General features: G+C 58.2%; 17 protein-coding genes. 8 read left to right on the top strand and 9 right to left on the bottom strand.

Annotated features, from left to right (window positions below; genetic code table 11):
- The first annotated feature begins 33 nt into the window (after positions 1-33).
- The 5 genes from nuoM to EJA71_RS27480 all read left to right on the top strand — a co-directional run bounded on the left by nuoM (position 34) and on the right by EJA71_RS27480 (position 4,619).
- The gene (nuoM, locus tag EJA71_RS02990) at positions 34-1,566 is read left to right on the top strand and encodes an NADH-quinone oxidoreductase subunit M (protein ID WP_007920174.1); all 1,533 of its coding nucleotides are present in this window, start codon (positions 34-36) and stop codon (positions 1,564-1,566) included.
- 7 nt (positions 1,567-1,573) lie between these two features.
- Positions 1,574-3,037 (top strand): NADH-quinone oxidoreductase subunit NuoN, encoded by a 1,464-nt coding sequence (nuoN, locus tag EJA71_RS02985; protein WP_008082842.1) that lies wholly within the window; start codon positions 1,574-1,576, stop codon positions 3,035-3,037.
- Between the two features lie 237 nt (positions 3,038-3,274).
- Complete coding sequence (locus EJA71_RS02980; RefSeq protein WP_158954167.1) at positions 3,275-4,132, top strand: hypothetical protein; 858 nt, start codon at positions 3,275-3,277, stop codon at positions 4,130-4,132.
- A complete protein-coding gene (locus EJA71_RS02975; protein WP_158954165.1) occupies positions 4,129-4,269 on the top strand; it encodes a hypothetical protein in 141 nt (46 codons plus the stop codon). Before EJA71_RS02980 ends, EJA71_RS02975 begins: the two co-directional genes overlap by 4 nt.
- Positions 4,266-4,619 (top strand): hypothetical protein, encoded by a 354-nt coding sequence (locus EJA71_RS27480; RefSeq protein WP_256671470.1) that lies wholly within the window; start codon positions 4,266-4,268, stop codon positions 4,617-4,619. The genes EJA71_RS02975 and EJA71_RS27480 overlap by 4 nt, the downstream gene beginning before the upstream one ends.
- A gap of 271 nt (positions 4,620-4,890) precedes the next feature.
- Here EJA71_RS27480 and EJA71_RS02965 read toward each other — a convergent pair whose 3' ends face one another.
- From EJA71_RS02965 to EJA71_RS02940, 6 genes are read right to left on the bottom strand one after another with little or no spacing between them, the layout of a single operon-like run.
- Positions 4,891-6,633, bottom strand: coding sequence for an ABC transporter substrate-binding protein (locus EJA71_RS02965; protein WP_158954163.1), 1,743 nt, complete (start codon positions 6,631-6,633; stop codon positions 4,891-4,893).
- 47 nt (positions 6,634-6,680) lie between these two features.
- Positions 6,681-6,953 carry a DUF2160 domain-containing protein gene (locus EJA71_RS02960; RefSeq protein WP_007912485.1) on the bottom strand — a complete coding sequence of 91 codons (273 nt, stop codon included), beginning with the start codon at positions 6,951-6,953 and terminating at the stop codon, positions 6,681-6,683.
- Positions 6,954-6,963: 10 nt separating this feature from the next.
- Entirely contained in the window at positions 6,964-7,764 is an 801-nt protein-coding gene (locus EJA71_RS02955) for a carbohydrate ABC transporter permease (protein ID WP_003192012.1), read from the bottom strand.
- Between the two features lie 9 nt (positions 7,765-7,773).
- Positions 7,774-8,640, bottom strand: coding sequence for a carbohydrate ABC transporter permease (locus EJA71_RS02950; protein WP_007912484.1), 867 nt, complete (start codon positions 8,638-8,640; stop codon positions 7,774-7,776).
- Positions 8,637-9,749, bottom strand: coding sequence for an ABC transporter ATP-binding protein (locus EJA71_RS02945; protein ID WP_053121666.1), 1,113 nt, complete (start codon positions 9,747-9,749; stop codon positions 8,637-8,639). Before EJA71_RS02945 ends, EJA71_RS02950 begins: the two co-directional genes overlap by 4 nt.
- The gene (locus EJA71_RS02940; protein ID WP_158954161.1) at positions 9,749-10,843 is read right to left on the bottom strand and encodes an ABC transporter ATP-binding protein; all 1,095 of its coding nucleotides are present in this window, start codon (positions 10,841-10,843) and stop codon (positions 9,749-9,751) included. The genes EJA71_RS02945 and EJA71_RS02940 overlap by 1 nt, the downstream gene beginning before the upstream one ends.
- 340 nt (positions 10,844-11,183) lie before the next feature.
- On the opposite strand from EJA71_RS02940, the gene EJA71_RS02935 reads away from it, so the two are divergent.
- Positions 11,184-13,022 (top strand): sigma-54-dependent Fis family transcriptional regulator, encoded by a 1,839-nt coding sequence (locus EJA71_RS02935; protein WP_158954159.1) that lies wholly within the window; start codon positions 11,184-11,186, stop codon positions 13,020-13,022.
- 90 nt (positions 13,023-13,112) lie between these two features.
- Here EJA71_RS02935 and EJA71_RS02930 read toward each other — a convergent pair whose 3' ends face one another.
- The 3 genes from EJA71_RS02930 to EJA71_RS02920 form a co-directional block, all read right to left on the bottom strand.
- Positions 13,113-14,318: an MFS transporter gene (locus EJA71_RS02930; RefSeq protein ID WP_158954157.1), complete on the bottom strand. Its 1,206-nt coding sequence runs from the start codon at positions 14,316-14,318 to the stop codon at positions 13,113-13,115.
- A 332-nt stretch (positions 14,319-14,650) separates the two neighbouring features.
- Entirely contained in the window at positions 14,651-16,033 is a 1,383-nt protein-coding gene (gene cysS, locus EJA71_RS02925; protein ID WP_016986558.1) for a cysteine--tRNA ligase, read from the bottom strand.
- A gap of 22 nt (positions 16,034-16,055) precedes the next feature.
- On the bottom strand, positions 16,056-17,753 hold the full coding sequence (locus EJA71_RS02920; RefSeq protein ID WP_158954155.1) for a glutamine--tRNA ligase/YqeY domain fusion protein: 1,698 nt from the start codon (positions 17,751-17,753) through the stop codon (positions 16,056-16,058).
- Positions 17,754-18,005: 252 nt separating this feature from the next.
- On the opposite strand from EJA71_RS02920, the gene EJA71_RS02915 reads away from it, so the two are divergent.
- Complete coding sequence (locus EJA71_RS02915) at positions 18,006-18,512, top strand: peptidylprolyl isomerase (RefSeq protein ID WP_158954153.1); 507 nt, start codon at positions 18,006-18,008, stop codon at positions 18,510-18,512.
- The gene (gene lpxH / locus EJA71_RS02910; RefSeq protein WP_158954151.1) at positions 18,509-19,261 is read left to right on the top strand and encodes a UDP-2,3-diacylglucosamine diphosphatase; all 753 of its coding nucleotides are present in this window, start codon (positions 18,509-18,511) and stop codon (positions 19,259-19,261) included. The genes EJA71_RS02915 and lpxH overlap by 4 nt, the downstream gene beginning before the upstream one ends.
- The last annotated feature ends 73 nt before the right edge of the window (positions 19,262-19,334 follow it).

Genomic DNA, 19,334 nt, shown 5'->3' with positions numbered 1-19,334 from the left:
CCTTGCGAATTTGCGAAAGGAAACGAGCCCGTCATGATTCTGCCTTGGCTAATCCTGATCCCCTTCATCGGCGGCCTGCTGTGCTGGATGGGTGAGCGCTTCGGCGCTACCCTGCCCCGCTGGATTGCGCTGTTGACCATGACCCTGGAACTCGCCCTCGGCCTCTGGCTGTGGGCCCACGGTGACTATTCATTTGCGCCGGCGCCTGGCGCCGATCCGACCTGGGCGCTTGAGTTCAAGCATGTCTGGATCCAGCGCTTCGGCATCAACGTGCACCTGGCCCTCGACGGCCTGTCGCTGTTGATGATCCTGCTGACCGGTCTGCTGGGTATCCTCTCGGTACTCTGCTCGTGGAAAGAGATTCAACGTCACGTTGGCTTCTTCCACCTGAACCTGATGTGGATCCTGGGCGGCGTTGTCGGCGTGTTCCTCGCCCTCGACCTGTTCATGTTCTTCTTCTTCTGGGAAATGATGCTGGTGCCGATGTACTTCCTCATCGCGCTCTGGGGTCACAGTTCTTCGGACGGCAAGAAAACCCGGATCTACGCGGCGACCAAGTTCTTCATCTTCACTCAGGCTTCCGGCCTGATCATGCTGGTGGCGATCCTCGGTCTGGTGCTGGTCAACTTCAACAACACTGGCGTGATTACTTTCAACTACGCCGACCTGTTGAAAACCAAGATGTCGATGACCACCGAGTACATCCTGATGCTCGGCTTCTTCATCGCCTTCGCGGTCAAGCTGCCAGTCGTACCGTTCCACTCGTGGTTGCCTGACGCTCACGCCCAGGCGCCGACTGCAGGTTCCGTCGACCTCGCCGGTATCTTGCTGAAAACCGCTGCTTACGGTCTGCTGCGTTTCGCCCTGCCGCTGTTCCCGAATGCCTCGGCCGAGTTTGCGCCGATCGCCATGACCCTCGGTCTGATCGGGATCTTCTACGGTGCGTTCCTCGCGTTCGCACAAACCGACATCAAGCGTCTGATCGCCTTCTCCTCCGTTTCCCACATGGGTTTCGTGTTGATCGGCATCTATTCCGGCAGCCAACTGGCCCTGCAAGGTGCAGTGATCCAGATGCTCGCGCACGGTGTGTCGGCGGCGGCCCTGTTTATCCTCAGCGGTCAGTTGTACGAGCGTCTGCACACTCGTGACATGCGTGAGATGGGCGGTGTGTGGTCGCGTATCGCTTACCTGCCGGCAATCAGCCTGTTCTTCGCAGCTGCTTCGTTGGGTCTGCCGGGTACCGGTAACTTTGTCGGCGAGTTCCTGATCCTGATCGGCTCCTTCGCAAGCTGGCCGTGGATCACTGCGATTGCCACTTCCGGTCTGGTGTTCGGTTCGGTCTACTCGCTGATCATGATCCACCGCGCTTACTTCGGTCCGGCGAAATCGGATTCGATCCTGCACGGTATGGACGCTCGCGAACTGATCATGGTGCTGGGCCTTGCGGTGTTGCTGATCTACATCGGCGTCTACCCGCAACCGTTCCTCGACACTTCTGCCGCCACGATGCATGGCGTGCAGCAGTGGCTCGGCACCGCCTTCACTCAACTCGCTTCGGCCCGGTAAGAGCGCTATGGAATTCACGATTCAACACTTTATTGCGCTTGCGCCACTGTTGATCACCAGCCTCACCATTATCGTGGTGATGCTGGCAATCGCCTGGCGCCGCAACCACTCGCAGACCTTCCTGATCTCGGTCGCCGGTCTGAACCTGGCCCTGCTGTCGATCCTGCCGGCCCTGAAAGTCGCGCCTCTGGCCGTGACCCCGTTGCTGCAGATTGACTCGTTTGCCTGCCTGTACATGGCGCTGATCCTGGTCGCCACCCTCGCTTGCGTTACCCTCGCCCACGCCTATTTGGGTGATGGCGGTTCGGGTTACCCGGGCAACCGTGAAGAACTCTACCTGCTGATCCTGATGGCCGCCGCCGGTGGTCTGGTTCTGGTCAGCGCGCAGCACCTGGCCGGTTTGTTCATCGGTCTGGAACTGCTCTCGGTACCGGTTTACGGTCTGGTGGCTTACGCCTTCTTCAACAAGCGTTCGCTGGAAGCCGGCATCAAGTACATGGTGCTGTCGGCGGCCGGTTCCGCGTTCCTGTTGTTCGGTATGGCGCTGCTGTACGCCGATTCGGGTTCGCTGAGCTTCGTCGGTATCGGTCAGGCTCTGGCCGCGACTGGCCTGCCTAGCTCGCTGGCGCAACTGGGCCTAGGCATGATGCTGATCGGTCTGGCGTTCAAGCTGTCGCTGGTTCCGTTCCACCTGTGGACGCCGGACGTCTACGAAGGTGCTCCGGCACCGGTGGCTGCGTTCCTTGCAACCGCTTCGAAGGTTGCGGTGTTTGCGGTGATGGTGCGTCTGTTCCAGATCTCCCCTGCTGCCAGCAGTGGCGTCCTGAGCGACGTGCTGACCGTCATCGCCATCGCTTCGATCCTGTTCGGTAACCTGCTGGCGCTGACCCAGAGCAACCTCAAGCGTCTGCTCGGTTACTCGTCCATCGCGCACTTCGGCTACCTGCTGATCGCACTGGTGGCAAGCAAGGGTCTGGCGGTGGAAGCCATCGGCGTGTACCTGGTGACTTATGTGATCACCAGCCTCGGCGCCTTCGGCGTGATCACCCTTATGTCCTCGCCGTACAACGGCCGTGACGCGGATGCCCTGTACGAATACCGCGGCCTGTTCTGGCGTCGTCCGTACCTGACCGCCGTGCTGACCGTGATGATGCTCTCGCTGGCGGGTATCCCGCTGACTGCTGGCTTCATCGGCAAGTTCTACATCATCGCCACCGGTGTTGAATCGCATCAATGGTGGCTGGTCGGCTCGCTGGTGCTGGGCAGCGCCATCGGCGTTTTCTACTACCTGCGTGTGATGGTCACCCTGTACCTGATCGAACCAAACCTGCGTCGCCACGACGCCCAGCTGCACTGGGAACAGAAGGCCGGCGGCGTGATGCTGCTGGCCATTGCCCTGGTCGCATTCTTCCTGGGTGTGTACCCGCAGCCACTGCTGACCCTGGTTCAGCAGGCGGGTCTGGCGGGCTGATAGTTCGGCTGGCTACAAATGAAAACGGCACCTTCGGGTGCCGTTTTTGTTTTTGTGGGATCTTTTACTGATGCCCTGCCCTTCCTGCTGAAAGCCCAGAAAGCTCCCGCTCAATTATAGGTTTCGTCCTACAGTCCGCATCCGGCTGTTGGAGCTATTGTGTATGTGTGGGGCAAAGCAAAAACTCAAAGGCACATTGAAAGTACTTGCCGACCAACAGGGCACAAGGAAACCATATTGAACACTGACAACATCCACACCACATACGAAAAAATGTATGCATACGAAGAGGAGATAAAAAACAGCATCTCGATAAAAACTCAAATAATTTTTACTGCGATATTTGCGCTAGCTTCTGCAACCATCTACCTGGCTCGTTTTTTGGATTTCACCTTCAACCCCGAAATTGCATATATCATTTCTTTCCTCGTAACTTTAACCTTGGCAATCTCAACCATCTCTACATACTTCAACTTCAGAGCCTTTAGTGGATCCGAATTCAACAGAATGCCATACGCAGAAAAAATCAAGGAATATTACGACAGCCAAACACAATACAACATTGAACTTGGCAAATATAACTCACAGGTATCGCAGCACGAGCAAATACCTTTGATCGATCCTGACAAAGAAACTGCAAGCTTCATTTCAAACACCTACATCAGTTGCTCCACACATAATGCTTTAGTCAATGAAGAGCGATCACGATGGGTTTTCAAATCCATTTCAACTTTTCTGATGGCTTGCATTCCTCTCGCTATCGGTAGCTTGCTGTTTGTCCTTTTTGATATGGACACCTCCTCGCCCAGGAAAAATTTTGCAATAAAAGATACGTACGTGGGCGATCAGATATCCGACTTAAGAAAGCAGTTGCTGAGTGATTCAAAAGCCGAAGGCGTAGCAGATCTGAAAAAAAGGACTATAATCCTTGAAAATATACTTCTTGATAAGGGGGCAAATAAATTGAGCGAATCCAGTAAGCCAATATCAAGTGAAAAAAAACCTTTGCCCCAAGCTCCTGTGAAACCGACTGTTCCATCTTCTAGAAGAATGTACGACGATGTTAACGGCGGCGCCAATAGGGACCAGAAATGAAAGTTAATAATGATCGGCCTAAGCCACAAAATTCGACAAGACCTACACCACCAGAAAAACCTTCTGCGCCAGTTGTACGTCGTATCGTTAACGAAAAAGTTATCAATAGAAAAGAGATAGCTTTAGATAACAGATGAATACGCAACTAAGTACTCATGCCCTCGCAGAACTTTATAAAAAGGCGGCGCCCTCAGGCGCCGCCTTCGCGTTTGTAGGATTCAATATCAGCAGACTGCGCCAGCGCGTCCAGTTGATTGCGGTTAAATTTGAGGATCACCTATCAAGTGGAGATCCACGAACCATGAAGCGGGATATTTATTCAGAATTGATGGACGGCCTTGATGCGTTAAGTAAGGAACGCCAAGACAAAATCTCCTTGAAGAAGACCCGTGTGAAACGGATCGGCGCCATGAAGGGCAAACTCACACTTCCCGAAGAATTTGATGCATCTCTAACACACAGCTTGCTGGATGCCTTCGAAAGGTAAAAGTCCATATCCGCGCACAGATGATCTATCAGAATCACCCGGATCTCTATGGGAGCCAGCCCTGCTGGCGGTGACGGTGGGTCAGTTGATTTCAATGTTGATTGGCAGATCGCAATCGCTGGCAAGCCAGCTCCCACAAGGATTTGCGGTGTTCGCAGAATATGGGCACACCACTGAAACCTGTGGGAGCTGGCTTGCCAGCGATGGCGGTAGATCAGGCAGCAAAAAAAACGGCACCTTGCGGTGCCGTTTGCCGTTCGCACTTCAGCGTTTACTTACGCGCATCCGCCCAGGATTTCAGCAGTTCGTTGTAGCTCACGGTCTCGCCCTTCGGCTTCTCGTTGGCCAGTTTCGGTTTCGGTGCACCCGGTTGATCAAACCAGTATTGCGCATCGCGTTCCGGGTTCATTTTCGGAGCGCACACCGCTTGGGCCTTGGAGCGTTCCAGACGCGTCATGATTGCGTCCTGATCCTTGGCCAAGCCATCCAGCGCTTGTTGCGGGGTCTTCTCGCCGCTGGCCGCTTCGGCGATGTGGCTCCACCACAGTTGCGCCAGACGCGGATAGTCCGGCACGTTGGTGCCGGTCGGGGTCCATTGCACGCGGGCCGGGCTGCGGTAGAACTCGACCAGACCACCGAGTTTCGGCGCCAGATCGGTCATCGCCTGCGAGTTGATGTCCGACTCGCGAATCGGCGTCAGGCCGACGATGGTTTTCTTCAGCGACACGGTTTTCGAGGTCACAAACTGCGCGTACAGCCACGCCGCCAGTTTCTGTTTCTCAGGCGTGGATTTCATGAACGTCCACGAACCCACGTCCTGATAACCGAGCTTCATGCCCTCTTCCCAATACGGCCCACGCGGCGATGGCGCCATCCGCCATTTCGGCGTGCCGTCGGCGTTGACCACCGGCAGGCCCGGCTTGGTCATGTCGGCGGTGAACGCGGTGTACCAGAAGATCTGCTGGGCGATGTTGCCTTGCGACGGCACCGGACCGGATTCTGAGAAGGTCATGCCCGCCGCTTCCGGTGGCGCGTAGGCCTTCAACCAATCAACGTATTTCTGCGTGGCGAACACCGCCGCCGGGCCGTTGGTGTCGCCGCCTCGGGTTACGCTGGAACCGACCGGGTGGCAATCCTCGACGCGAATCCCCCACTCGTCCACCGGCAAACCGTTGGGAATGCCCTTGTCGCCGCCGCCGGCCATGGAGAACCAGGCATCGGTGAAACGCCAGCCCAGCGATGGGTCTTTCTTGCCGTAGTCCATGTGCCCGTACACACGTTTGCCGTCGATTTCCTTGACGTCTTCGCTGAAGAATTTGGCGATGTCTTCATAGGCCGACCAGTTCACCGGCACGCCCAACTCGTAGCCGTACTTTTCCTTGAACTTGGCTTTCAGGTCGGCGCGCTCGAACCAGTCGGCGCGGAACCAGTACAGGTTGGCGAATTGCTGGTCGGGCAGTTGATAGATCTTGCCGTCCGGTGCGGTGGTGAACGAAATGCCGATGAAGTCCTTGATGTCGAGAGTCGGCGAGGTGAAGTTCTTGCCTTCGTTGGCCATCAGGTCGGTGATCGATTCGGTCTTGCCGTAGCGAAAGTGCGTACCGATCAAGTCCGAGTCGTTGACCCAGCCGTCATAGATGTTCTTGTCGGACTGCATCACCGTCTGCATTTTCTCGACCACGTCGCCTTCCTGGAGCAGGTCGTGGGTCAGCTTGATCCCGGTGATTTCGCTGAAGGCCTTGGCCAGCACCTTCGACTCGTATTCGTGGGTGGTCAGGGTCTCGGAAACAACCTTGATGTCCATGCCGCGAAACGGCTCGGCCGCTTTGATGAACCACTTCAGCTCTTCGAGTTGCTGCTCGGCCGTCAGGGTCGACGGTTTGAATTCACTGCCGATCCATTTCTTCGCAGCGTCCTCGTAAGCATCGGCCCAAGCGACTGCGCTCAAACCGCTGAGTGCCAGCATGGCTGCCAATGAAATGCTATGTCGCAGCTTATTGTTTTTGTCGAACATAGAGACCTCCTGTTTAAGTTGTGGAGCCGCGTTGCCGAACGACTCGACTAGCCCCAACGCATCACAGCCAACAGCCACACCAGGGACAACGCGGACGCCACCCAGATGCTCCAGTCGGTGGCGCCGATCACCAGCAAATGCAGGTAGGCGCTGCCGAGAAGACCGATAAACAAGCGATCGCCACGGGTGGTGGCAATCGGCAGAAAACCTCGCCGCAGAATGCTCGGCGAGCGCAATTCCCACGTCGTCATGCCGACCAGAATCAGGCCGATGACGATGAAGAAAGCTGCGGTAGGTGTCGTCCAGCTCATCCATTCCATCATCAGTTCCTCAGACCCGGCCGAGGGCAAAGCCCTTGGCCACGTGGTTGCGCACAAACCAGATCACCAGCATGCCGGGCAGAATGGTCAACACCCCCGCCGCTGCCAGCACGCCCCAGTCGATACCCGAAGCGGAAACCGTACGCGTCATCACCGCCGCAATCGGCTTGGCGTTGACCGAGGTCAGCGTGCGCGCGAGCAGCAGTTCGACCCAGGAAAACATGAAGCAGAAGAACGCCGTCACGCCGATGCCGGAGCCGATCAGCGGGATGAAAATCTTCACGAAGAACTTGGGGAAACTGTAGCCGTCGATGTAGGCCGTTTCGTCGATTTCTTTCGGTACACCGGACATGAAGCCTTCGAGAATCCACACCGCCAACGGCACGTTAAACAAGCAGTGCGCCAAGGCCACGGCGATGTGCGTGTCGAACAGGCCAATCGACGAATACAACTGAAAGAACGGCAGCAAGAACACCGCCGGTGGCGCCATGCGGTTGGTCAGCAGCCAGAAGAACAAGTGCTTGTCGCCGAGAAAACGGTAGCGCGAAAACGCATACGCCGCTGGCAGCGCCACACTCAGCGAGATCACCGTGTTGAGGCTGACGTAATACAGCGAGTTGAGATAACCGGTGTACCAGCTCGGGTCGGTGAAGATCACTTTGTAGTTCGCCAGCGTAAAGTCCTGTGGGAAAAGGGTCAGGCCGCCGAGGATTTCGGTGTTGCTCTTGAAGGACATGTTCAGCAGCCAGTAGATCGGCACCAGTAGGAACAGGATGTACACCAGCAACGGAATAAGCTTTCTCTTGCTCATGGCCGGGCCTCAGCGGTTGGCGTCGGAGTGCGTCATGGCGGTGTAGAACAGCCAGGACACCAACAGGATGATCAGGAAGTACACCAGCGAAAACGCCGCTGCCGGACCGAGGTCGAATTGCCCTACCGCCATTTGGGTCAACGTCTGACTCAGGAAGGTCGTGGCATTACCCGGCCCGCCGCCGGTGAGCACGAATGGCTCGGTATAAATCATGAAACTGTCCATGAAGCGCAGCATCACCGCGATCAGCAGCACGCTCTTCAGCTTGGGCAACTGAATGTGCCGGAACACCGCCCAGGCCGAAGCGCGGTCGATGCGCGCGGCCTGGTAATACACGTCGGGAATCGCGCGCAGACCGGAAAAACACAGCAGCGCCACCAGTGAAGTCCAGTGCCAGACGTCCATCACCAGCACCGTCACCCAAGCGTCCATGGTGTTGGCTGCGTAGTTGTAGCTGATGCCCATCGCGTTGAGGCTGGAACCGAGCAAACCGATGTCGGCACGGCCGAAGATCTGCCAGATGGTGCCAACCACGTTCCACGGGATCAGCAGCGGAATCGCCAGAATGATCAGCACCACCGAGGACCAGCGGCCCTTGGTCGGCATGGTCAGGGCAACGGCGATGCCCAGCGGAATTTCAATCAACAACACGCACGCCGAATAGATGAACTGGCGCAGCAATGAGTCGTGCAAACGCGGATCAAGCAAAACCTGCTTGTACCAGTCAGCACCGACGAAATAGCGGCTGGACTGGTCGAAGATGTCCTGCACCGAGTAGTTGACCACGGTCATCATCGGGATCACCGCACTGAACGCCACCAGCAGAAACACTGGCAACACCAGCCACCAGGCTTTGTTGTTCTGCACCTTGTTCATGGCTGCACCTCGCTGCTGTCGGCTTCGAGCAGAAATTCATCGGCATAAACCATCAGCCACTGCGCCGGAAAACTGATGTACGCCGTGCCCTGCGGCACCGGTTTGTCTTCGGCCAGACGCACTTTCAACGGCGCGCCGTCGAGGTCGAGGGTCATGATCTTGTAGGTGCCGAGGTCTTCGACGTGTACGACCTTGGCCTGCATCGCGTCATCAAACGGCTCGTCCCACACGTGAATAAACTCGGGACGGATGCCGACCTTCAGATTTTTCCACTGACCGTGTTCGATATGGCGCTGCATGGCGTCGGACAACGGCAGGTGTGTGGAGGCGAAACCGACGCCGCCGGGCTGCGGCTGCACCTCGATCAGGTTCATCCCGGGGCTGCCGATGAAATAGCCGACAAAGGTGTGGCTAGGCCGCTCGAACAATTCCCGTGGTGTGCCGAACTGGACGATCTGGCCGCCGTACATCACCGCGATCTTGTCGGCGAAAGTCGAAGCCTCCAGTTGATCGTGGGTGACATAGACCATGGTGATGTTGAACTGCTCGTGGATCTGCTTGAGCTTGCGCCGCAGTTTCCACTTCAGGTGCGGGTCGATCACCGTCAGCGGCTCGTCGAAGAGGATCGCGGAAACGTCGTCGCGCACCAGACCACGGCCCATGGAGACTTTCTGTTTTTCGTCAGCGGTGAGGTTGCGCGCCTTCTTGCTCAGCAGGTTTTGCAGGTCGAGGACTTCGGCAATTTCCTGCACCTTGCTGTGTACTTTCGCCTCGGCCATGCCCTGGTTGCGCAGGGGAAACGCGAGGTTATCGAACACGGTCATGGTGTCGTAGACCACCGGAAACTGAAAAACCTGCGCGATATTGCGCTTCTCCGGCGTCAGGTCGTTGACCGCTTTGCCGTCGAACAACACGTGCCCCTGCGAAGGGCTGAGCAGGCCGGAAATGATGTTGAGCAAAGTCGATTTGCCACAACCCGAAGGCCCGAGCAAGGCGTAGGCACCGCCCTGCTCCCAGACGTGATCCATCTCGCGGATCGCGTAATCCTCGGCGCCGCTCGGGGTTTTGCTGTAGCTATGGGCGAGGTGCTGCAAACGGATTTCGGCCATCAGGCAACCCTCGCGACACGCCGGCCCGGTGCTTGCACCAGACGGCCCTGCGCATCGAAAACGAACAGTTTGTGGGTCGGGATGTAAATGCGGATCGGCGCATCGACGTCGTATTCGTGAACCCCGGGCAGGTGCAGCACCAGCAGGAAATGCTCGTTGCGCACGTGCAGGAAGGTTTCCGAACCGCTGATCTCGGCGACTTCGACGGTCACGGCCAGTTCGAGGTCGTCATCGTTGCTCGGCACCAGCGAGATGTGGCTGGGCCGCACGCCAAAACGGAACTCGCCCTCGCCCACTGGGCGCAGATCGACGTTCAACGGGAAGTGTACGAAGTTGGCAAAACTGACTTCGTTGCCAGCGATGCGACCGGGCATCAGGTTGATCGGCGGCTCGGAGAACAACTCTGCTGCCAACACGGTTTGCGGCTGGTGATACACCGAGGTCGACGGGCCGCTCTGAATCACTCGGCCTTCGTGAAGAATGGTCGTGGTGCCGCCGAGTGCCAGCGCTTCGTTAGGCTCGGTGGTGGCGTAGATGGCAATGGTGTGGCGCGCCTTGAACAGCTCGCGCATTTCCTGGCGCAGCTCTTCGCGCAATTTGTAGTCGAGGTTGACCAGTGGCTCATCGAAGAGGATCAGCTCGGCATCCTTGACCAGCGCGCGGGCCATGGCCGTGCGTTGCTGTTGACCGCCGGACAGCTCCAGTGGATAGCGCTGCAGAAACTTCTCGATGCGCAGCATCTTCGCGGTTTCCTGCACTTTGCTGTGGATGATTTCTTTGGACACACCGGCCTGCCGCAACGGCGAGGCAATGTTCTCGAACACGGTCATGGTCGGGTAGTTGATGAACTGCTGATAGACCATCGACACGTTGCGCAGACGCACCGGGCGCTGAGTGACGTCGACGCCGTTCATCAGGATGCGGCCCGTATCGGGCTTGTCGAGACCGGCCATTAAACGCATCAAGCTGGTTTTCCCGGACAGGGTGCGGCCGAGCAAAACGTTGAACGAACCGGGTTCGAATTTCAGGCAAGCATCGTCGATCCAGGTCTGGCCCTCGACGGTGCGGCTGACGTGCTCCAGGGTGAGTGACATGGCTCGGCCTTTTTATTATTGGAGTCAAGCGACCTGTGCACGGGAGCGAGTTTCGTGCCAGAAATGGCAAGTGATTGATTTGTCGTGAAAATCGTTGAAAGCGCGGTGATTGGGCGTTCATTGCTGAACACATTTGAACAGTTGGGCGATTGACAATGAACAATAGTGAACAACACTCTATGAACGCTTTTAGCGAAACGATCCCCCTGTAGGAGCTGCCGCAGGCTGCGATCTTTTGATCCTGTTTTTTGATAATCAAGATCAAAAGATCGCAGCCTGCGGCAGCTCCTACAGGGATCGCATAACAATAATAAAAATGCTGCATCAGAGGCCCACTGCCATGGCCGCACCTGCCCCGCCGCTGTCCCACGACGCGATCGTCCAGAGTTCCTGGCAACGTTGCCGCGCGTTCGGTCTCGACCACCAAAGCACGCCGGCCTTCGATCAATTGCCCGCCGCCGGGATCGCCCATCTGCTCGACAGCCATCATTCACTGGTGCAGACCACGCACCAGGAAGTCCTGCCCTACTACGAAAACATCCTGAGCAATTCCAATTGCCTGATCATGCTCGCCGACAATCAAGGCCAGGTGCTGACCTCGTGGGGCACGCAACGCTTTATCGAGCCGAATCTGGCACGCGGCTTTCAAGCTGGGGCGAGTTGGATGGAGCGCTGCAGCGGCACCAACGCGATCGGCACAGCGCTGGCGTGTGAGCAGGCGGTACACATCGAACACGACGAACATTTTCTGAAAGCCAACCGTTTCATGACCGGTTCCGCCGCGCCGATTTTCGACGCCGAGCGCAAGGTGATTGCGGTGCTCGACGTGTCCAGCGACAGCTACCTGCCGCCCTCGCACACGTTGGGCATGGTCAAGATGATGAGCCAGACCGTGGAAAACCGGCTGATCCTCAACCTGTTCCATGGCCAACATTTTCAACTGACCTTCAACACCGGGTTGAATAACCTCGACAGTCAGTGGGCCGGGTTGTTGATCTTTGACGAGAGCGGTCAGGTGTTGTCGGCCAATCGCCGCGCGGACAATCTGCTGGGGGTGCGCTTGTCGCGGGTCAGCGTTGAAAGCCTGTTCAAGGTGTCGCTGCTGGAGCTGATCAATCAACCGGACGGCTTGCCATTCGCCCTGCAGACCTCCGGGCGCAACCGCTTTCAGTGCTTGTTGAAGCGGCCGAAACAGGCGCCTGTTCAGGCGCGAGTGTTCGTCGCGGAAAACAAACCTGCTGTCCCGAGCGCAATCAGCCTCAATACCTTGCACTTCGGCGACAGCCGTGTGGAAAAAGCCGTGCGTCAGGCTGAGCGGTTACTGGAGAAAGACATCCCGCTGCTGATCCACGGCGAAACCGGCGTCGGTAAAGAAGTCTTCGTCAAAGCGCTGCATCAGGCCAGCTCTCGCAGCAAACAGGCGTTTATCGCCGTCAACTGCGCGGCGATCCCCGCCGAATTGGTCGAGTCCGAGCTGTTCGGCTACGAAAAAGGCGCGTTCACCGGCGCCAATCAGAAAGGCAGCATCGGCCTGATTCGCAAGGCGGACAAAGGCACGCTGTTCCTCGATGAAATCGGCGACATGCCGCTGCCGACTCAAGCGCGATTGTTGAGGGTATTGCAGGAGCGCTGCGTGCAACCGGTGGGCAGCAGCGAGTTGTTCCCGGTGGATTTGCGGATTATTTCGGCGACTAACCGCTCGTTGCGCGAACAAGTGCAATTGGGCCGGTTTCGTGAGGACCTGTATTACCGCATTGGCGGTTTGACGCTCGAACTGCCGCCGCTGCGCGAGCGCAGTGATAAGGAAGCGTTGTTTAAACGCTTGTGGGAGCAGCATCGCGAGCCGACGCAGTGGGCGGGGTTGAGCCGCGAAGTGCTGGAGCTGTTTGAACGGCATCCGTGGCCGGGGAATTTGCGTCAGGTCAGCAGCGTAATGCAGGTGGCTTTGGCGATGGCCGAGGAGCAACCGGTGCGGCCTGAGCATTTGCCGGATGACTTTTTTGTTGATCTGGAAATGGAGCCTGTTGAAGTCGCGGCGCCGTTGGGAGTTGATCTGAATGATGTCGAGGCGTTGAACCGGGAGTTGAAGGCTTCCGGAGGGAATATTTCCCATTTGGCGCGGCGATTGGGTGTGAGTCGGAATACCCTTTATAAGCGGCTGCGGCAATTGGGGGGTTAGCAGCGCAGATCAAAAGATCGCAGCCTGCGGCAGCTCCTACAGGGATCGCATTTCCATGCAGGAGCTGCCGCAGGCTGCAATCTTTTGACTTTAAATGGCGGGCTCACCCTGCACGGCCGAAGCCGCCGCCAATGTGCGCAACCCCACCAGCACAACCACCACCATCATCAAACCTGCAGCGATAGCTACCGCAAATCCCGCGCGCGCGCCCCAGGCATCAATGACCATCCCCGCGAGCATGCCGCCGAGTGCAACACCCACGCTAATACCGGTAGTCATCCACGTCAGCCCCTCTGTCATCCGCGACGGAGGAATAATGATCGTGCCCATTTTCATGACCACGACCATGGTCGGCGCAAACGAAATCCCGGCAATAAACAGCGCCGCTGTCAGCACATAAACATCCGGTGCAAAAACAGGCAGCACACCGGTGAACGCCGTGACCAGGATCCCGATCAGGAACTGTTTTTCGATTGGCAGGGAAACCCGCATCGCACCGAACGTCAAACCTGCCACCAGTGAACCGAACGCATAAGCGGCGAGGCAGAAGGTCGCGGCGCCCGGCCAGCCTTGCGCATTGGCGAAGGCGACGACGGCAACATCGATAGCTCCACCAATGACACCCATCGCCAACAGCGCCAGAGCAATGGTGCGCACGCCGGGGATCAGCAGGGTTGAGCCGCTATGGCTGGTATGGCCGACGACAACCTTGGGTTCAGTCTGCCGTTGCAAGAGAAACGCCGTCACCCCGACGGCCAGCAGCCCGACCGCAACAAGCGGCCCGGCTTCGGCGAAAAAACTCACGCTCAAACCGATCGCCAGTGGCGGGCCGATGATGTAAGCCAGTTCGGTCAGAACGGTGTCTAGCGAAAACGCCGTGTGTAATTGCGGTTTGCCCCGGAACAACTGCGTCCATCGCGCCCGGATCATCGACGGCATGCTCGGCATCGTTCCCGCCAGTGCGGCCAGTACAAACAGCAACACGGCGGGTGCGCGCCAGTGGACGGCAATGATCAGCGCCAACTGCATGGCAATGCTGAACGCCGTGACAACGGGCAGCACGCGACTCTGGCCATGTTGATCAACCAGTCTGGAGATGCGCGGGCCGAGCAGCGCATTGACCAGAGTGAACGTCCCGGCGACGGCACCGGCCAGCCAATAAACCGCGGTTTGCTGCACCAGCATGGTGATGATGCCGATGCCGATCATTGCCTGCGGTAATCGGGCGATAGAGCTTGCGAGCACCAGCCCGGTGGCGCCGGGGGTGGTTAGCAGTTCGCGATAGTGATTGGCCATGATCTCTCCGTTGCAGAATCGTCATCGACGCAGCATCCGGCTGCGGCAGACATCAAGACCTACGCGCAGTGCAAAAGCAACCTTGGCTAAAAGCGCAGATCAAAAGATCGCAGCCTGCGGCAGCTCCTACATGGAAATGCAATCACTGTAGGAGCTGCCGCAGGCTGCGATCTTGATCGTTCCCACGCTCCGCGTGGGCATGCAGCCGGGGACGCTCTGCGTCCCTGCAAAACCGAACGCGGACCGTCCGAAGAGGCATTCCCACGCAGAGCGTGGGAACGATCAAAACAAAACCCGCACAAGGCGGGTTTTGTTGTGCAGCAATAAAGCAATCAGTCAGCCAGACGCCAGGTCGTGCCACCCTTGCCGTCTTCCAACACCACGCCCATGGCGGTGAGCTGATCACGAATCCGATCCGACTCAGCCCAATCCTTGCCCGCTCGTGCCGCCAGACGCGCCGCAATCAGCGCATCCACTTCAGCCGCATCGACACGCCCTTCGGCGCCCGCCTGCAAAAAGTCATCGGCTTCGAGCTGCAACACACCCAGCACGCTGGCCAGTTCTTTCAGACGTGCCGCCAAACCCGCCGCTGCATCGAGATCGCTCTCACGCAGACGGTTGATCTCACGCACCATCTCGAACAGCACCGCGCAGGCTTCGGGCGTACCGAAGTCGTCGTTCATCACCGTGGTGAAACGCTCGACGAAGGCTTCGCCGCCCGCCGGCGCCACAGTCGGCAGGCCTTTCAAGGCGTGGTAGAAACGTTCGAGGGCGCCTTTGGCGTCCTTGAGGTTGTCTTCCGAGTAGTTGATCGCGCTGCGGTAGTGGCTCGACACCAGCAGGTAACGCACGACTTCCGGGTGGTACTTTTCCAGCACATCGCGAATGGTGAAGAAGTTGTTCAAGGACTTGGACATCTTCTCGCCATTGATGCGAATCATGCCGCAATGCATCCACGCGTTGGCGTAGGTCTTGCCGGTGGCGGCTTCGCTCTGGGCGATTTCGTTTTCGTGGTGCGGGAACTCCAGATCGCTGCCGCCGCCATGAATGTCGAAGGTCTCGCCGAGGCAGCAGGTGGACATCACCGAGCACTCGATGTGCCAGCCCGGACGCCCGGCGCCCCATGGCGATTCCCAGCTTGGCTCGCCCGGCTTGGCGGCTTTCCACAGGACGAAGTCGAGCGGGTCCTGTTTCGACTCGTCGACTTCGATGCGCGCGCCGATGCGCAGGTCTTCGATCTTCTTGCGCGACAGTTTGCCGTAGCCCATGAACTTGGCGACGCGGTAGTACACGTCCCCGTTGCCCGGGGCGTAGGCGTAACCCTTGTCGATCAAGGTCTGGATCATCGCGTGCATGCCCGGAATGTGATCCGTGGCGCGCGGTTCCATGTCCGGCTTCTTGATGTTCAGGCGCGCTTCGTCTTCGTGCATCGCGGCGATCATGCGCTCGGTCAACGCTTCGAACGATTCACCGTTCTCGTTGGCGCGGTTGATGATCTTGTCGTCGATGTCGGTGATGTTGCGCACGTAGGTCAGGTCATAACCGCTGAACCGCAACCAGCGGGTCACCAGGTCGAACGCGACCATGCTGCGGCCGTGGCCAAGGTGGCAGTAGTCGTACACGGTCATCCCGCAGACGTACATGCGCACCTTGTTGCCATCGAGCGGTTTGAAGACTTCTTTGCTCTTGGTGAGCGTGTTGTAAATCGTCAGCACTTTTAATTTCCTTGACGCTGAATCACTGGCCCCACGAATCGCGCAGGGTCACGGTACGGTTGAATACCGGCTGACCTGGTTTCGAGTCCTTCAAATCGGCGACGAAGTAGCCTTCGCGCTCGAACTGGAAACGGTCTTCCGGCTGTGCATTGCCAAGCGATGGCTCAGCACGACAACCGGTGAGTACCTGCAGCGAATCAGGGTTGATGTTGTCGAGGAAACTCGCGCTGTCTTCGGCCTTCTCAGGATTGGCCGAGCGGAACAGACGATCGTACAGACGCACTTCGCACTCGACGCTGGCCGCAGCCGGCACCCAGTGGATCACGCCTTTGACCTTGCGGCCTTCAGGGTTCTTGCCCAGCGTTTCCGGATCGTACGAGCAACGCAGTTCGACGATGTTGCCGTCGGCGTCCTTGATCGCTTCGTCGGCACGGATCACGTAGCTGCCACGCAGACGCACTTCACCGGCTGGTTCCAGGCGCTTGTAACCCTTCGGCGGCTCTTCCATGAAGTCGTCACGGTCGATGTAGATTTCCCGGGCGAATGGCAGCGCGCGCACGCCCATGTCTTCTTTCGGGTGACGTGGCAGTTCGAGGTTTTCGACCTGGCCTTCCGGGTAGTTGGTGATCACGACTTTCAGCGGACGCAGTACGCACATGGCGCGCGGCGCGGTGTGGTCGAGGTCATCACGGATGCTGAATTCGAGCATGCCGAAGTCAACCACGCCGTCGGAACGGTTGGTGCCGATCATTTCGCAGAAGTTGCGGATCGATTTCGGCGTGTAGCCACGGCGACGGAAGCCCGACAGCGTGGACATGCGCGGATCGTCCCAGCCATTGACGTGCTTTTCATCGACCAGTTGCTTGAGCTTGCGCTTGCTGGTGATGGTGTAGTTGAGGTTCAGACGGCTGAACTCGTACTGACGCGGGTGCGCCGGGACTGGCAGGGCGTCGAGGAACCACTCGTACAGCGGACGATGGCTTTCGAATTCCAGGGTGCAGATCGAGTGGGTGATGCCTTCGATGGCGTCCGACTGACCGTGGGTGAAGTCGTAGTTCGGGTAGATGCACCACTGGTCGCCGGTCTGGTGGTGATGCGCGTGGCGGATGCGATACATGATCGGGTCGCGCAGGTTCATGTTCGGCGAGGCCATGTCGATCTTCGCGCGCAGCACGCGGGCGCCGTCCGGGAACTCACCGGCACGCATGCGCGCGAACCAGTCGAGGTTCTCTTCGACGGAACGGTCGCGGAACGGGCTGTTCTTGCCCGGTTCGGTCAGGCTGCCACGGTATTCCTTGGCCTGCTCCGGCGTCAGGTCGTCGACGTAAGCCTTGCCGGCCTTGATCAGTTCGACGGCCCAGTCGTGCAACTGGTCGAAATACTGCGAGGCGTAGCGCACTTCGCCGGACCATTCGAAGCCCAGCCATTTGACGTCGCTTTCGATCGCGTCGATGTATTCCTGGTCTTCCTTGGCCGGGTTGGTGTCGTCGAAACGCAGGTGCGTGACGCCGCCGAACTCCTGGGCCAGGCCGAAGTTCACGCAGATCGACTTGGCGTGGCCGATGTGCAGGTAGCCGTTGGGCTCAGGCGGGAAACGGGTGACGATCTGCGTGTGCTTGCCCGAGTCCAGGTCTGCCTGGATGATCGGCCGCAGGAAATTGACCGGCACGGCAGGGCCGGACTTGGCATTCGAGGTAGGGTCGACAGTGGGCTTGCTCATAGGATCCTTGACTTACAGGTGCGCGGCCGCAGAGAGGGGCCAGACAAAACAAAGCCGCTATCATAGCCGATGCTGTCAAGGGGCTGACAGAGCAGGCCCTATAAAGGCGCGCTTTTTATCGCCAAGAAATGAAAAAACCGCCTCGAAATTCGCGCCTGTCACGCTAAACTGCGCACCTTGGCCGATGCAGGCTGAACCGGTTGTGGGGCTGAATGTCCCAGAACCACGAATTCCTAATAAAGAGTAGCGATCATGACTCAAGTTAAATTGACCACCAATCATGGCGACATCGTCATCGAACTGAACGCTGACAAGGCGCCGATCACCGTCGCCAACTTCATCGAATACGTCAAAGCCGGTCACTACGAAAACACCGTTTTCCACCGTGTCATCGGTAACTTCATGATCCAGGGCGGCGGTTTCGAGCCAGGCATGAAGGAAAAGAAAGACAAGCGTCCAAGCATCCAGAACGAAGCCGACAACGGTCTTTCCAACGAGAAGTACACCGTTGCCATGGCTCGCACCATGGAGCCGCATTCGGCTTCCGCGCAGTTCTTCATCAACGTTGCCGACAACACCTTCCTCAACCACAGCGGCAAGAACACTCAGGGCTGGGGCTACGCGGTATTCGGTAAAGTCACCGCCGGCACTGAAGTTGTCGACAAGATCAAAGGTGTTTCGACCACTTCCAAGGCCGGCCACCAGGACGTACCAGCAGACGACGTGATCATCGAGAAAGCCGAGATCATCGAAGCGTGATATTGCTGATTTCAGACTTGCATCTGGAAGAGGAGCGCCCGGACATCACCCGGGCGTTTCTGGATTTGCTCGCCGGACGCGCCCGCTCGGCGAGTGCGTTGTACATTCTCGGCGACTTCTTCGAAGCGTGGATTGGCGACGACGCCATGACGCCCTTCCAGCGCTCCATCTGCCAAGCCCTGCGCGATTTGAGCGACAGCGGCACGGCGATTTTTCTGATGCACGGCAATCGCGACTTCATGCTCGGCAAGGCCTTCTGCAAGCAGGCCGGCTGTACGTTGTTGAAGGACCCGAGTGTCGTGCAGTTTTACGGCGAGCCGGTGCTGTTGATGCACGGCGACAGCCTCTGCACCCGCGACGTTGGCTATATGAAGCTGCGGCGCTATCTGCGCAACCCGCTCACCCTGTTTATCCTGCGCAATCTGCCGCTGAACAGCCGCCATAAACTGGCGCGCAAACTGCGCAGCGAGAGCCGTGCACAGACGCGGATGAAGGCCAATGACATTGTCGATGTCACGCCGGAGGAGATTCCGCGGATCATGCAGGAATTTGGCGTGAAAACCCTGATTCACGGGCACACCCATCGCCCGGCGATCCACAAGTTGCAGATTGGTGAACAAGCGGCGAAGCGGATTGTGCTGGGGGATTGGGATCGACAAGGTTGGGCGTTGCAGGTGGATGAGAGCGGGTATGCCTTGGCGCCGTTCGATTTCGCCCCGCCGCCAGCCCTCCCCGCCCCGAGCGCATGATCGTTCCCACGCTCCGCGTGGGAATGCAGCCCGGGACGCTCCGCGTCCCATCCAGAGCCGAACGCAGAGCGTC

It is taken from the genome of Pseudomonas sp. PB106 (assembly GCF_009764645.1).
Taxonomy (GTDB): domain Bacteria; phylum Pseudomonadota; class Gammaproteobacteria; order Pseudomonadales; family Pseudomonadaceae; genus Aquipseudomonas.
Note: the sequence above shows the minus strand (reverse complement) of the source record. Positions and strands in the feature narration are given on the sequence as shown.